Origin of the sequence: Mammaliicoccus sp. D-M19, from assembly GCF_022386695.1 — a bacterium.
GTDB classification, from domain to species: domain Bacteria; phylum Bacillota; class Bacilli; order Staphylococcales; family Staphylococcaceae; genus Mammaliicoccus; species Mammaliicoccus sciuri.
This window is the reverse complement of record NZ_JAJNHW010000001.1, coordinates 628,333-643,760: the sequence shown is the minus strand read 5'-3', so window position 1 is coordinate 643,760 and position 15,428 is coordinate 628,333. Positions and strand designations below refer to the sequence as shown.

Sequence of the window (15,428 nt, the reverse complement as noted above, 5' to 3'; positions counted from 1 at the left end):
CGTGAGAGCATTAAAGACTAAAAAAGTAGATGGTGAGAATCCATTATGGAAAATGTATGAAACAGTACGTTTTATAAAAGTATTTAAAAATGTTATTATCATTGAAATTAGTAGATATTTACCGAGTGTTAAATGGAAACATTTTCTATACAGAAAAGGGCTTAAGATGAAAATTGGACAAAAGACAGCTTTTGCATTTAAAGCAACGCCTGATATTATGTATCCTGAACTTATAACTATCGGTAAAAACTGTGTAATAGGATATAATGCAACCATTCTATGTCATGAATATTTAGTCGAAGAATATAGAATTGGCCGTGTAAACATTGGAGATAATGTATTAGTTGGTGCAAATGCCACTATACTTGCAGGCGTGAGTATAGGTGATAATGCTGTTATAGCAAGTGGTACAATCGTGACGAAAGATGTACCTGATGATATGATGGCATATGGCAATCCTATGGAACTTAAAAAAAGGCGGTGAGTCAGTCGTTGGGAGAAAATTCAAATGTCATACACGTAAAGTTTGATAAAGACTTCTATTATCATAAAGCAATGGAAAAAATGAGAGAACAAGATTTCGGATATGCCGAGTCTTTATTTAAAAAAGCGCTTGAACTATCACCTAATGATTTTGTTATTATACCGCCTTATGCTGAATGTCTTGTAGAGCTGAATAAAAATACCGAAGCAGAAGAAATGATGTTCAATCAAATTGTGAAAGAAAATTTTGTAACGGATTATTATTTTTATTTAAGTCAAATGTATATAAAGACGAATGAACCTAATAAAGCATTTTTATTTGGTTTAAGGTATGTAACAGAAGAGGACGACCAAGATTATTTTGAAGAAATGATTCAAATGTTTGAAGTAAAGTATGATGATCAAACAATTGTGGAAGAAGAAGCGGAAAGATTTGTTATTCAACATATTTTTCAATACTTATTTTCACATGGTAGGTTACAAGAAGCGAATGAATATATTGATAGACAACGTGCTAAAATACAAGAAGATAAGCATATTATGAATTTAAAAGCGATGTCTATGTTATACAATAGTCAATATGACGAAGCGGAGATATTATTACAAACGATATTGGAAGATAATCCTTCTGATATTTACGCTTTATGTCATATGACATTATTGCTTTATAACACGCAACAGATAGAACGTTATGAGCAATATCTGAATCAATTAAGTAAATTACATCCTATTAACGATGAAGAATCTTTTAAATTGGGTGTTGTTTTAAGCTATTTAGGAAAGCATAAACCTTCTAATCAATTATTAGTGCCTCTTCTAAAAAAAGCACAAGCTGCTACGCCACAACTACACCACGCCTTAAGTTACAACTTCTATCATTTAGGTTATTTAGATGAAGCGAAAAGACATTGGCAAAGATTTGAAGATAGTGTACAATATCATAGTCAATTGCCACCTTGGAAAATTGACGAACTAAAAGATATGTTAGATCGTCATGTATTACCTTTATTAAAAGACGAAGACTATCGATATAGATTATATGGCATATTTTTATTAGGGCATATGAAACATAGAGAACTCGTTATGTCTCATGAAATATGGGAAGTTCTAGAAAGTTTACCAGACTATGAAAGGTTATATATAACGTATACTTTTCAAGATTTACACTTAAATAAGTTAGGCTTTATTGATAAAGGTATGAAGCTTATCGAACAATCCATATATCAGAAATATGGAAAAGAGATTTTTGTATCATGGATTGAACATGCAGAAATGCTCATTGCAGATAATGAACCGATTGAACAAGTTGAACATTATGTTGCAGCATCCATTTATATTTATTTAAAGATGCTAAATAAAAAAATAACTAAAAAAGAGATTAAAGATACATTTCATATTACTACGTATCGTTTGAATAAAGCGATCAATGCTATTTTGAGCATATAGTTATGAATAGTAATGATTATGATGTACAATTCTACTGAATTAATAAGAGGAGGCAGTTTATAAATGACTACACAAGTAGATTATGATGTAATTATAGTTGGGGCAGGACCAGCAGGAATGACTGCTGCAGTGTATGCTTCAAGAGCAAATTTATCAACTGTAATGATAGAACGAGGTATGCCAGGTGGACAAATGGCAAACACTGAAGATGTAGAGAACTTCCCTGGCTTTGATTTAATAACAGGTCCAGACTTATCAACTAAAATGTTTACACATGCACAAAAATTTGGTGCTAAATATGAATATGGTGACATTAAAGAAATAGAAGATAAAGGTTCTTATAAAGTTGTAAATATGGGTGACAAAACATTAACAGCTCGTGCAATTATCATTGCAACTGGTGCAGAATACAAAAAAATAGGTGTACCAGGTGAACAAGAATTAGGTGGACGCGGTGTAAGTTACTGTGCAGTATGTGACGGTGCATTCTTTAAAGGGAAAAACTTATACGTAATCGGTGGCGGAGATTCAGCTGTCGAAGAAGGTATTTTCTTAACTAAATTTGCAGACAAAGTTACAATTGTTCACAGAAGAGACGAATTAAGAGCTCAAAAAATCATTCAAGACCGTGCATTTAAAAATGATAAAATTGATTTCATTTGGAACACTACATTAAAAACAATTAATGAAAAAGATGGTAAAGTTGGATCAGTAACATTAGTTTCAACTGAAGACGGATCAGAGTTAGAACACCAAGCTGACGGTGTATTCATCTATATCGGTATGAAACCATTAACTAAACCATTTGAATCATTAGGTATTTTAAATGAAAATGGCTATATCGAAACAAATGATGAAATGGAAACTAAAGTGCCAGGTGTATATGCAGCAGGCGATGTTCGTGAAAAAACTTTACGTCAAATCGTTACAGCAACAGGTGACGGAAGTATCGCAGCACAAAATGCACAAGCATATATCGAATCATTAGAAGACGAAGAACAATTAATATAATTTGAGTAGTGAAGAGGCGAGGACACATGTCCCGCCTCTTTTTTTATGTGGATGGTAAAAGGTGCGGATTGTGATTATCGGTCCAGAAACGGAAAATATGGACCGATACGGAAAATTATCGGTCCAGAAATGAGATTTTCAGGCCGATAAAAATAATTATAGACCCGAAAACAGGATTTTCAGGCCGATAAAAATAATTATAGACCCGAAAACAGGATTTTCAGGCCGATAAATAAAATTACCGACCCGAAAACGTAACATCAATATAATCAACTCTATTTCATAAGTGATTACTACCTTTATATAACGGGAAAGATACACTTGTATTGGCCATTTATTTAATGTTTTTTATGGTGTAATCATGTAAGATAAAGGTATATATGATCGTTAAAGGAGAACTGTTATGCAACCTATCGACAAAACTAATGTAAAAAATGAACTTCTTGTAGTTACAGGAATGTCCGGTGCGGGTAAATCAGTCGCACTACAAGCTTTAGAAGATTTAGGATATTTTTGTGTTGATAATTTACCGCCTATATTATTGCAAAAATTTGTTGATTTAATGGACCAGGGTAATCCTTCTTTATCAAAAGTTGCAATTGGTATCGATTTAAGAGGTAAGGATTTCTTTGGAGATTTAAGAGATGAATTAGATTATATACAAAGTGAGAAAAGAGTCTTAGTAGACATTATCTTTTTAGAAGCAAGTGATAAAAAATTAATTTCTAGATATAAAGAAACGAGAAGAACACATCCTTTAAGTGAGGAAGGTAGTTTATTATCTGCAATTGAAAGAGAAAGAGCATTACTAAGTGATATTAAAGGTATCAGTAACTTTGTGATTGATACGACTGAAATGAAGCCTAAAGAATTGAAACAAGAACTTGTAGAAACATTTGAAGAAGATCCTTCTACAACATTTCAAGTAAGAGTGATGAGCTTTGGTTTCAAACATGGTATGCCTATTGATGCAGATATAGTCTTTGATGTACGATTTTTGCCAAATCCATATTATGTTGAAGAATTAAGACCTATGACAGGTCTCGACGATGAAGTTTATCAATATGTTATGAAATGGAAAGAGACGAATACATTTTATAAAAAGTTTAGTGATCTGTTAATGTTTATGTTGCCTGGTTATAAGAAAGAAGGGAAATCTCAATTGACGATTGCAATTGGTTGTACAGGTGGTCAACATAGATCTGTAGCACTTGCAAAACGTTTAGGGGAAGATATTAAAGAGAACTTTGACTATGTTGTGTATACATCACATCGCGATGCACATATTGAAAGTAAGCCAAGAACATGAAAAGATTAAAAGTCGTCTTAATTGGCGGAGGAACCGGCCTTTCTGTATTAGCAAGAGGGTTAAAGGATTATCCAATAGATATTACAGCCATCGTAACTGTAGCAGATGATGGCGGTAGTACTGGTAAAATTCGTGATGTGATGGATATACCTGCTCCTGGCGATATCAGAAATGTATTAGCAGCACTTAGTGACACAGAACCAATGCTTGAAAAGTTATTCCAATATCGTTTTGAAGAAGAAGAACTTGGTAGTCATTCAATCGGAAATTTATTGTTAGCAGCTATGACAAATATTACGGATGATTTTGGACATGCTGTAAAAGAATTGAGTAAGTTATTGAATATTAAAGGGCAAGTCATTCCATCCACAACGAGAAGTGTCGTGTTAAATGCAGTTATGTCAGATGGTGAAATCATTGTTGGGGAATCTAATATTCCTAAGACTGAAAAGAAAATTGAAAAAGTATTTTTGACACCTCAAGATATTGAACCGATGAAAGAAGCAATAGATGCGATTGAAGAAGCAGATTTAATCGTTATGGGACCAGGTTCTTTATATACAAGTATTATGCCTAATTTAATTTTGAATAAAGTTAAAGATGCCATTGTTAATACTGAAGCAGAAAGACTATATGTATGTAACCTTATGACTCAAAAAGGTGAGACAACGGGTTATTCAGTTAGTGATCATGTTAAAGCGATTCATGACCATGTAGGTGCATCATTCATTGACTTTGTTATATGTCAAAATGAGCGTTTCAATAAAGATATCCTATTAAGATATGAACAGGAAGAAGCTAAACAAGTTGAATTTGATGGTGAGAAGTTGAAAGACATGGGTGTACAGTGTATTCATGATAATGAATTAGTGAGTATCACACCTCATCAATACATTAGACATAACAATAAAGTGTTGGCACAACTCATTTACGAAATTGCCTTAAGAGAAATCAGTACAATCCAATACAAGAAAGATAAATAATCATTTCGTCTAGAGAAAACAGTCAAACTTAAAAAATGATATTACATGAAGCAAATGTGGCATGAATGATTGTCAATTTGCTTCATTTTTTTATGGAAATCAAGTAATATAAATGTAAGGGTTTTCAATTTGGGGTGATGGGTCATGAAAAGAGTTCAGATATTAATGGTGATTATTGGCTGTATATTTTTACTCGTAGGTTTAATCGCAAATCAGCAGATAGGTATTACTTTTTTAATCATTGGTTTAGCGATGGTATTATTTGGCGTTATTAAAGAGCCTTCAAGTAAAACATAAAAAGTTCAAGTTTAAAAACTTGATACGCCCGGCTATTCCATGTAATATGAAATAGATACAAAACGTATGATATGTCTTTTGGCATATCATTATTTTTATGTGCTTATAAACTAAGAAAGGATGATCTGCTGTGAGCTTTGCTTCAGAAATGAAAAATGAATTAACAAGAATTGAAGTAGATGATTGTTGCGCCAAGGCAGAACTTTCAGCTTTGATTAGAATGAATGGTAATTTAAGCATATCTAATCAGCAATTTGTTATAAATGTACAAACTGAAAATGCAGCGATAGCACGTCGAATATTTTCATTAATAAAAAAATGCTTCGGTGTTGAAGTTGAATTATTAGTGAGAAAGAAAATGAAACTTAAGAAAAATAATATATATATTAGTCGAATAAAAGTAAAAGCTAAAGAAATATTAGATGAACTTGGTATTTTACAAGATGGCATGTTTAAACATGAAATAGATAAAGATATTTTACAAAAAGATTGTTGTAAAAGAAGTTATTTAAGAGGTGCATTTCTAGCAGGAGGTTCTGTTAATAACCCAGAAACTTCTTCATATCATCTTGAAGTCTTTTCATTATATGAAGAACATTCAGCAGATTTAACCGCACTCATGAATCAATATGAATTAAATGCTAAATTATTAGAGCGCAAAAAAGGTTTTATCAGTTATTTGAAAGAAGCTGAAAAAATTTCCGATTTCTTAAGTTTGATTGGTGGCTATCAAGCGTTATTGAAGTTTGAAGATGTGAGAATTATTCGAGATATGAGAAATTCAGTAAATCGATTAGTCAATTGTGAGACGGCTAACTTGAACAAAACAGTGAGCGCCGCCATGAAACAAGTTGAGAGCATTCAGCTCATCGATAAAGAAATTGGTATTGATAACTTGCCAGATCGCTTAAGAGAAGTTGCAAGACTTAGAATAGATAATCAAGATGTTTCAATTAAAGAATTAGGTGAAATGGTAAGCACAGGTAAAATTTCTAAATCAGGTATTAATCATAGATTACGTAAATTAAATGAAATGGCTGATAAAATTAGAAACGGCGAGACAATTCAACAATAAAAGAAGCACCTGGGACAATTCCTGTCTCAGGTGCTTCTATTTTTATGAATTATTTAATATCTTCTGGATGCATAACATCATCGATTAAACCGTATTCTTTAGCTTCTTCAGCTGTTAAGAAGTTATCACGATCTGTGTCTTTTTCAATTTTTTCAATTGGTTGTCCAGTTCTTTCAGATAATATTTTATTTAATTTCTCACGTGTACGTAAAATATGACGAGCTGCAATTTCAATTTCAGTAGCTTGTCCTTGTGCACCGCCAAGTGGTTGGTGAATCATAACTTCACTATTTGGTAATGCATAACGTTTACCTTTAGCACCAGCTGCTAGTAAGAATGAACCCATAGATGCTGCCATACCGATACAAATAGTTTGAACATCAGGTTTGATGTGTTGAATTGTATCGTAAATAGCAAATCCTGCTGTTACACTACCACCTGGAGAGTTGATATATAAGTAAATATCTTTCTCAGAATCTTGAGCTTGTAAGAATAGTAATTGTGAAACGATTGAGTTTGCTACATTGTCATCGATAGCTGACCCTAACATAATAATGCGGTCTTTCAATAAACGTGAATAAATATCATAAGCGCGTTCTCCGCGATTTGTTGTTTCAATAACTGTTGGTATTAAATTCATCAGTTAATCCTCCTTTGAATATCTTAATGACCATATCATACACTACAAAGTCAAACATGGTCAAAAAATATGACCTACTGATGAATATTATAACTTAAATAGCTGATTTATACACTGGGAATTTGTGATATGAGTTGTCAATGTTAGCATAAATGATATAATAGTTTCCGTAATCAACGAGCTGTGTGCAGTGAATTTGTGTGACTTCTATATTAAAATAGTCACATCTTTTTCTGATGAAATACTCCCTTTGAGTTGTATTCATATTGCTTCACTCCTTAATGGTTGATAATTCTATTATATCGACAATATATTAAGTAGATATAAAGTATTTATTAAGACTTATCTCTCCGTAGTGTAACGGATAACACGCAAGATTCCGGTTCTTGAAATGGGCGTTCGATTCGTCTCGGGGAGGCTTTATTATGTAAAGGGTGATTTGGATGGCAATTAAATTTTATGTTGGGACAAATTGTGGTTTATGTGAAGATGCTAAGATTCAAATTGAATTTTTTAAAGAATCGTACGATTATGAAATAAAAATAGATACTATTAATATTGAAGAAGATGATACATTACTTGAAAAATATATGTTAAGGATACCTGTTGTTGAATACGATGGGCAAGTTTTACAAGAAGGGAATATCGATTTCATCACATTGACAGAGGCATATAATCAAATGAAATAATAGGAAACGCTTTTAACTTGCATTCTATATATAAGGGGTGTATTATAAAACTGTAAACAGATATTATTTTTTTGACCCGCATGGGACAAAAAACGTCTAACCCAGGTTAGAAATTGCCCATCTGTTAATCTTTGAGGAGGCGACTTGTTTATGGAAGATTTACTAAAAGTACAACATAGACTAGTTCCTGATTTGATTGACAAGATGTATCGACGCTTTAATATTTTATCGACAATCGAGAAGAAGCAGCCTATAGGTCGAAGAACGTTGAGTGATGTTATGAATGTCACTGAACGGGTATTGAGAACTGAAATAGAAATTTTAAAACAACAAGATTTAATCAGCGTTCGGTCAACTGGTATGAAATTGACTGAAACAGGCGAGCAAACGCTTGATTCTTTATCACATTATTTAACACTTTATTCTAGTTTTAATCATATCGAAGAAGAAATTTTCAATCGATATGGTGTCAAAGCTCATATAGTGAGAGGTAATTCGGATTTAGATGAGATGGTTAAAGCAGAAATGGGTAATGTTACAGCTGAATTACTAGAACAGTCATTATACGATCATGCTTCTGTATCAGTAACTGGTGGTTCAACAATGGCAAGAGTAAGTGAGTCATTACATCCATTAGATAAAGACATTTTGTTCACGCCAGCGCGTGGTGGTTTGGGTGAAAACGTTGTGTTTCAAGCAAATACAATTTGTGCAAGTATGGCAAATCGTACAGGTGGGTCATATAAAGTCTTGTATGTTCCAGACCAAGTGAGTGAAAGTTCATACGAAACTTTGCTGAAAGAACCTGCAGTAATTGAGGTGCTAGATGCAATACGTCGTTCAGATTTTATTATTCACGGTATTGGTGATGCGCTGAAGATGGCGGAAAGAAGGAAGACTTCTGAAGCAGTATTAAGTCAATTGAAACATCATCATGCTGTCGGTGAAGCTTTTGGTTATTATTTTAATGACAAAGGTGAGGTCGTACATCGTGTTAAGACAATCGGTTTGCAACTAGAAGACTTAACAACAAAGACAAACATTTTTGCAGTAGCAGGTGGGACATCTAAAGCAGAAGCGATAAAAGCTTATCTTGAGATTGCGCCTAAGAATACAATTCTTATTACCGACGAAGGTGCTGCAAAAGCAATAATCAATTTGGAATAAAAGGTTATTTAACCTTTTTGAAATAAAAAATTAAAAGGAGGCCATCATAATGGCAACTAAAGTAGCAATTAATGGTTTTGGTAGAATAGGTCGTTTAGCATTTAGAAGATTACAAGAAGTTGAAAATATCGAAGTAGTAGCAATCAACGATTTAACAGATGACGCAATGTTAGCTCATTTATTAAAATATGATTCAACACAAGGTCGTTTCAAAGACGAAGTAGAAGTTATCGAAGGCGGATTCCGCGTAAACGGTAGAGAAATCAAAACTTTCGAAAATCCTAATCCTAAAGAATTACCATGGGGCGATTTAGATATCGATGTAGTATTAGAATGTACTGGTTTCTTCGCTGACAAAGACAAAGCTTCAGCTCACATCGAAGCAGGTGCTAAAAAAGTATTAATTTCAGCTCCAGCATCAGGTGACTTAAAAACTATCGTTTATAACGTTAACCATGACGAATTAGACGGATCTGAAGAAATCGTTTCAGGTGCATCTTGTACAACTAACTGTTTAGCTCCAATGGCTAAAGTATTAAATGATGAATTCGGTATCGTTGAAGGTTTAATGATGACAATTCACGCTTACACTGGTGACCAAAATACTTTAGATGCTCCACATGCTAAAGGTGACTTCCGTCGTGCTCGTGCAGCTGCTCAAAACATCGTGCCTAACTCAACTGGTGCTGCTAAAGCAATCGGTTTAGTAATTCCAGAATTAAAAGGTAAATTAGATGGATCAGCTCAACGTGTTCCAGTAGCAACTGGTTCAGTAACAGAATTAACAGCTGTATTGGACAAAGAAGTTTCAGTTGAAGAAATCAATGCAGCAATGAAAAATGCTACAAATGATTCATTCGGTTACACTGAAGACGAAATCGTATCTTCTGATATCATTGGTATCACTTACGGTTCATTATTTGATGCAACTCAAACTCGTGTTATGACAGTTGGAGATCGCCAATTAGTTAAAACTGTATCTTGGTATGACAATGAAATGTCTTACACTTCACAATTAGTTCGTACTTTAGAATATTTAGCAGCTCAAGCTAACAAATAATTTAAATAATTGAACTAAATAGGTTATGCTTATGAGTAAGCGGGGAGCACAACGCTTCTCCGCTTATTTTTAATCGTAAAGTATTTTCTATTATCTAGAGGAGGAAGACAAGTCATGGCAAAGAAGAATGTTAAAGACGTAGAATTAAAAGGTAAAAAAGTACTTGTAAGAGCAGATTTTAATGTACCAATGAAAGATGGTGCAATTACAAACGATAACAGAATCGTTCAAGCGCTTCCTACAATAAAATACATTATCGAGCAAGGCGGTAAAGTTATTTTATTCTCACATTTAGGTAAAGTGAAAACTGAAGAAGATAAACAAGGATTGTCACTTAAACCAGTAGCAGAACGCTTAAGTGAATTATTAAATAAAGAAGTAACATTTGTACCAGAAACTCGTGGTGAAGCGTTAGAAAGCGCAATCGACGGATTATCTGAAGGCGATGTATTAGTATTTGAAAATACTCGTTTTGAAGATATTGATGGTAAGAAAGAATCTAAAAATGATCCTGAATTAGGTAAATACTGGGCTTCATTAGGTGATGTATTTATCAATGATGCATTCGGTACAGCTCACCGTGAACATGCGTCTAACGTAGGTATTGCATCTAATATTGAAACAGCATCAGGTTTCTTAATGGATAAAGAAATCAAATTTATCGGCGGCGTTGTAAGTGAACCTGAACGTCCGTTAGTAGCAATTTTAGGTGGCGCGAAAGTGTCTGATAAAATTGGTGTTATCGAAAACTTATTAACAATTGCTGATAAAGTTATCATCGGTGGAGGAATGGCATATACATTCTTCAAAGCACAAGGTAAAGAAATCGGCTTATCACTTCTTGAAGAAGACAAAGTAGATTTTGCTAAAGATTTACTTGAACGTGCTGGCGATAAAATTATTTTGCCGGTTGATTGTAAAGTAGCTAAAGAATTTTCAAATGATGCTGAAATTACAGTTGTTTCTGCAGATGAAATTCCTACTGATCAAGAAGCAATGGATATCGGTCCTAAATCAGTTGAAGTATTTAGTGAAGCTCTACAAGGTTCAAATACAGTTGTTTGGAATGGTCCAATGGGCGTATTCGAATTTAGTAACTTTGCACAAGGTACAATTGGCGTATGTAAAGCAATCGCTAACTTAAAAGATGCTACAACAATTATCGGTGGTGGAGATTCAGCTGCAGCAGCGATGGACTTAGGATTTGCTGATGATTTTACACACATTTCTACAGGTGGCGGAGCTTCTCTAGAATATCTAGAAGGTAAAGCATTACCAGGTATCGAAGCAATTTCTGAAAAATAATCATAAAAGGAGTTTATATATCATGAGAAAACCAATTATCGCAGGTAACTGGAAAATGAATAAAACAGTTCAAGAAGCAAAAGACTTTGTTAATGAACTTCCAGCATTACCAGATACTAATGAGGTAGATTCAGTAATTTGTGCACCAACTTTACAATTAGATGCACTTGTTAACTTAACTAAAGAAGGCGTAGCACAAGGCTTACAAATTGGTGCGCAAAATGCATACTTTGAAGATAATGGTGCTTTCACTGGTGAAACATCTCCAGCAGCACTTGAAGATTTAGGTGTTAAGTATGTCGTTTTAGGACATTCTGAACGTCGTGAATACTTCCACGAAACTGACGAAGATGTTAATAAAAAAGCATTAGCTGTATTTTCTCATAATATGACACCAATTATTTGTGTTGGTGAAACATTAGAAGAAAGAGAAGCAGGTAAAGCTGAATCAGTAGTAGGTGGTCAAGTTGAAGCAGCACTTAAAGGCTTCACAGAAGATCAAGTTAGAGCGACAGTAATCGCTTATGAACCTATCTGGGCAATTGGTACTGGTAAATCTTCTACTTCTGAAGATGCTAACCAAATGTGTGCACACGTACGTAACGTTGTTGCAGGTGCTTTCTCTCAAGAAGCTGCTGATGCTTTACGTGTACAATACGGTGGTAGTGTTAAACCAGAAAATATTAAAGAATATATGGCTCAATCAGATATCGATGGCGCATTAGTTGGCGGCGCTTCATTAAAAGTTGATTCATTCGTAGCATTATTAGAAGGTGCTAAATAATGGCTAAACAACCAACAGCACTTATCATTCTTGATGGTTTTGCTAATCGTGAAGAAGAGCATGGTAATGCGGTAAAACAAGCCAACAAACCAAATTTTGATAGATATTACAACAAATATCCACATAACGAATTATCAGCATGTGGTTTAGATGTAGGTCTACCAGAAGGTCAAATGGGTAACTCTGAAGTAGGTCACTTAAACATTGGTGCAGGAAGAATTGTTTATCAAAGTTTAACTAGAATCAATAAATCAATTGAAGATGGCGATTTCTTTGAAATTGACGCACTTAAACAAGCAATGGATCACGTTGTAAAAAATGATTCAACGCTACATTTAATGGGACTTCTATCAGATGGTGGTGTTCACAGTCACTACAAACATCTATTTGCATTATTAGAATTAGCCAAAAAACAAGGTGTTAAAAAAGTTTATGTTCACGGATTCTTAGACGGACGTGACGTTGATCAAAAATCAGCACTTAAATATATTGAAGAAACTGAAAATAAATTTAAAGAGCTAGGTATTGGTCAATTCGCTTCTATTTCTGGTCGTTATTACGCTATGGATAGAGATAAACGTTGGGATCGTGAAGAGAAAGCTTATGATGCAATGTCTAATGGCGTTGGACCTGTATATGCAACTGCAGTTGAAGGTGTAGAAGCTAATTATCAAGAAGGTCTAACAGATGAATTTGTTGTTCCATTTATCGTTAAAGACGAAGAAAAAGGTGTGGAAAACACTGGTGTAAATAACCATGACGCTATGATATTCTTTAACTTCCGTCCAGATAGAGCAGCACAACTTAGCCAAGTATATACAAATGAAAAATTCGAAGGTTTTGAAATTAAACGTAAACTTGATGATTTATTCTTTGTTACTTTTACAAACTATAGTGATGATGTTATTGCCGAAGTTGCTTTTAAACCAGTTGATATTAAAAATACAATCGGTGAAGTAGCTGAGAAAAATAATTTAAATCAATTAAGAATTGCTGAAACAGAAAAATTCCCTCATGTTACTTATTTCATGAGTGGTGGTAATCATGCAGAGTTTAAAGGTGAAAGAAGAGTATTAATCGATTCACCAAAAGTCGCAACATACGACTTGAAACCTGAAATGAGTGCATATGAAGTAAAAGATGCTTTAATCAGTGAGTTAGATAAAGGTGATTTAGATTTAATTATCTTAAACTTTGCGAACCCTGATATGGTTGGTCATAGTGGTATGCTTGAACCAACAATTAAAGCAATTGAAGCAGTTGATGAATGTTTAGGTGAAGTTGTTGATAAAATTTTATCAATGAATGGTACAGCTATCATTACAGCAGACCATGGTAACTCTGATGAAGTATTAACAGATAACGAATCACCTATGACAACTCATACAACAAACCCAGTTCCTGTTATTGTGACAAAAGAAGGGGTAGAAGTAAGAAGTGGAGGTCGCTTAGCAGACTTAGCACCAACACTTATAGATTTACTTGGAGTAGAAAAACCAGAAGATATGACTGGTGAATCATTAATTAAATAATAAATTATAAATTTATAAAGGAGTTTTAATTATGCCAATTATTACAGATATTTATGCACGCGAAGTATTAGACTCTCGTGGTAATCCAACAGTAGAAGTAGAAGTATTAACTGAAAGCGGTGCTTTTGGTAGAGCTTTAGTACCATCAGGTGCTTCAACAGGTGAATATGAAGCAGTAGAATTACGTGACGGAGACAAAGATCGTTACTTAGGTAAAGGTGTTCTTAAAGCTGTAGAAAACGTTAACGAAATCATTGCACCTGAAATCATTGAAGGTGAATTTTCAGTATTAGAACAAGTTTCTATCGACAAATTAATGATCGCTTTAGACGGTACACCAAACAAAGCTAAATTAGGTGCTAATGCTATCTTAGGTGTTTCTATCGCAGTAGCTCGTGCTGCAGCTGACTTCTTAGGTCAACCATTATACAAATATCTTGGTGGATTCAACGGTGTTCAATTACCAGTACCAATGATGAACATTGTTAACGGTGGTTCTCACTCAGATGCACCAATCGCATTCCAAGAGTTCATGATTTTACCAGTAGGTGCTGAATCATTCAAAGAAGCTTTACGTTGGGGAGCAGAAATCTTCCATAACTTAGCTAAAATCTTAAAATCTCGTGGTTTAGTAACTGCAGTAGGTGACGAAGGTGGTTTCGCTCCTAAATTTGAAGGTACTGAAGACGGTGTTGAAACAATTTTAGAAGCAATCAAAGCAGTTGGTTTAGAACCAGGTAAAGATGTATTCTTAGGATTCGACTGTGCAGCATCAGAATTCTACGAAAATGGTGTATACGACTATGCTAAATTCGAAGGTGAAAATGGTGCTAAACGTTCTTCTGAAGAACAAGTAGACTTCCTTGAAGAATTAGTAAACAAATACCCAATCATCACTATCGAAGATGGTATGGATGAAAATGACTGGGACGGCTGGAAACTTCTTACTGACCGTATCGGCGACCGCGTACAATTAGTAGGAGATGATTTATTCGTAACAAACACTGAAAAATTATCTGAAGGTATCGAAAAAGGTATCGGTAACTCAATCTTAATTAAAGTTAACCAAATTGGTACTTTAACAGAAACATTCGAAGCAATCGAAATGGCTCAAAAAGCTGGTTACACTGCAGTTGTATCACACCGTTCAGGTGAAACAGAAGATACTACAATCTCTGATATCGCAGTTGCAACTAATGCTGGCCAAATCAAAACAGGTTCATTATCAAGAACTGACCGTATTGCTAAATACAACCAATTATTACGTATCGAAGACGAATTATTCGAAACAGGTAAATTCGAAGGAATCAAAGCTTTCTATAACTTATCAAAATAATTGAGCATATAAATAAAATGGTTCACATAAAGCCCAAAAGATGTCGTCACATCTTTTGGGCTTTTTATAGTTGTAATAGAAATTTTGGTAGGTAAGGCAGGTTAGAGTTTGATAGAGAAAATGGATAGAGGAAGGTTGGAGCGGTCGGAGCAGTTGGGGGAGTATCAGAGTATCGGGAGATGTGAGTTAAAAATGGAGTAAACCCACAAGATTGGTTAAGATATGAGTTAAAGAAGTAGTAAACACACATCATTTCAAAATTTAAAATGATTATATAGGAATGAGCACTTTTGATTACTTAAAAATCATCC

At 34.1% G+C, this 15,428-nt stretch carries 15 protein-coding genes; 14 read left to right on the top strand and 1 reads right to left on the bottom strand.

Annotated elements, in window-relative coordinates:
- Position 1: 1 nt before the first annotated feature.
- From LQ675_RS03335 to whiA, 7 genes are all read left to right on the top strand, one after another.
- A complete protein-coding gene (locus LQ675_RS03335; RefSeq protein ID WP_048539910.1) occupies positions 2-484 on the top strand; it encodes an acyltransferase in 483 nt (160 codons plus the stop codon).
- Positions 485-492: 8 nt separating this feature from the next.
- Positions 493-1,929 (top strand): tetratricopeptide repeat protein, encoded by a 1,437-nt coding sequence (locus LQ675_RS03330; RefSeq protein ID WP_107602193.1) that lies wholly within the window; start codon positions 493-495, stop codon positions 1,927-1,929.
- A 63-nt stretch (positions 1,930-1,992) separates the two neighbouring features.
- On the top strand, positions 1,993-2,940 hold the full coding sequence (trxB, locus tag LQ675_RS03325) for a thioredoxin-disulfide reductase (RefSeq protein WP_075577744.1): 948 nt from the start codon (positions 1,993-1,995) through the stop codon (positions 2,938-2,940).
- Positions 2,941-3,343: 403 nt separating this feature from the next.
- On the top strand, positions 3,344-4,249 hold the full coding sequence (gene rapZ / locus LQ675_RS03320; RefSeq protein ID WP_048539907.1) for an RNase adapter RapZ: 906 nt from the start codon (positions 3,344-3,346) through the stop codon (positions 4,247-4,249).
- On the top strand, positions 4,246-5,232 hold the full coding sequence (locus tag LQ675_RS03315; protein ID WP_048539906.1) for a gluconeogenesis factor YvcK family protein: 987 nt from the start codon (positions 4,246-4,248) through the stop codon (positions 5,230-5,232). Before rapZ ends, LQ675_RS03315 begins: the two co-directional genes overlap by 4 nt.
- A gap of 144 nt (positions 5,233-5,376) precedes the next feature.
- On the top strand, positions 5,377-5,529 hold the full coding sequence (locus LQ675_RS03310) for a hypothetical protein (RefSeq protein WP_172965074.1): 153 nt from the start codon (positions 5,377-5,379) through the stop codon (positions 5,527-5,529).
- Positions 5,530-5,659: 130 nt separating this feature from the next.
- Positions 5,660-6,604, top strand: coding sequence for a DNA-binding protein WhiA (gene whiA / locus LQ675_RS03305; protein ID WP_048539905.1), 945 nt, complete (start codon positions 5,660-5,662; stop codon positions 6,602-6,604).
- Positions 6,605-6,653: 49 nt separating this feature from the next.
- Here the strand turns inward: whiA and clpP are convergent, their stop codons facing one another.
- Positions 6,654-7,244 carry an ATP-dependent Clp endopeptidase proteolytic subunit ClpP gene (gene clpP, locus LQ675_RS03300; protein ID WP_025904542.1) on the bottom strand — a complete coding sequence of 197 codons (591 nt, stop codon included), beginning with the start codon at positions 7,242-7,244 and terminating at the stop codon, positions 6,654-6,656.
- 443 nt (positions 7,245-7,687) lie between these two features.
- Here clpP and LQ675_RS03295 point away from each other — a divergent pair, with 443 nt between their 5' ends.
- From LQ675_RS03295 to eno, 7 genes are all read left to right on the top strand, one after another.
- Positions 7,688-7,933: a glutaredoxin family protein gene (locus LQ675_RS03295; protein WP_048539904.1), complete on the top strand. Its 246-nt coding sequence runs from the start codon at positions 7,688-7,690 to the stop codon at positions 7,931-7,933.
- Positions 7,934-8,083: 150 nt separating this feature from the next.
- The gene (locus LQ675_RS03290) at positions 8,084-9,100 is read left to right on the top strand and encodes a sugar-binding transcriptional regulator (RefSeq protein WP_048539903.1); all 1,017 of its coding nucleotides are present in this window, start codon (positions 8,084-8,086) and stop codon (positions 9,098-9,100) included.
- 49 nt (positions 9,101-9,149) lie between these two features.
- A complete protein-coding gene (gap, locus tag LQ675_RS03285; RefSeq protein ID WP_025904545.1) occupies positions 9,150-10,160 on the top strand; it encodes a type I glyceraldehyde-3-phosphate dehydrogenase in 1,011 nt (336 codons plus the stop codon).
- A 114-nt stretch (positions 10,161-10,274) separates the two neighbouring features.
- Entirely contained in the window at positions 10,275-11,465 is a 1,191-nt protein-coding gene (locus tag LQ675_RS03280; protein WP_048539902.1) for a phosphoglycerate kinase, read from the top strand.
- 22 nt (positions 11,466-11,487) lie between these two features.
- Entirely contained in the window at positions 11,488-12,249 is a 762-nt protein-coding gene (gene tpiA, locus LQ675_RS03275) for a triose-phosphate isomerase (protein WP_119648969.1), read from the top strand.
- The gene (gene gpmI, locus LQ675_RS03270; RefSeq protein WP_239726614.1) at positions 12,249-13,781 is read left to right on the top strand and encodes a 2,3-bisphosphoglycerate-independent phosphoglycerate mutase; all 1,533 of its coding nucleotides are present in this window, start codon (positions 12,249-12,251) and stop codon (positions 13,779-13,781) included. Before tpiA ends, gpmI begins: the two co-directional genes overlap by 1 nt.
- A 31-nt stretch (positions 13,782-13,812) precedes the next feature.
- On the top strand, positions 13,813-15,117 hold the full coding sequence (eno, locus tag LQ675_RS03265; RefSeq protein WP_025904549.1) for a surface-displayed alpha-enolase: 1,305 nt from the start codon (positions 13,813-13,815) through the stop codon (positions 15,115-15,117).
- The last annotated feature ends 311 nt before the right edge of the window (positions 15,118-15,428 follow it).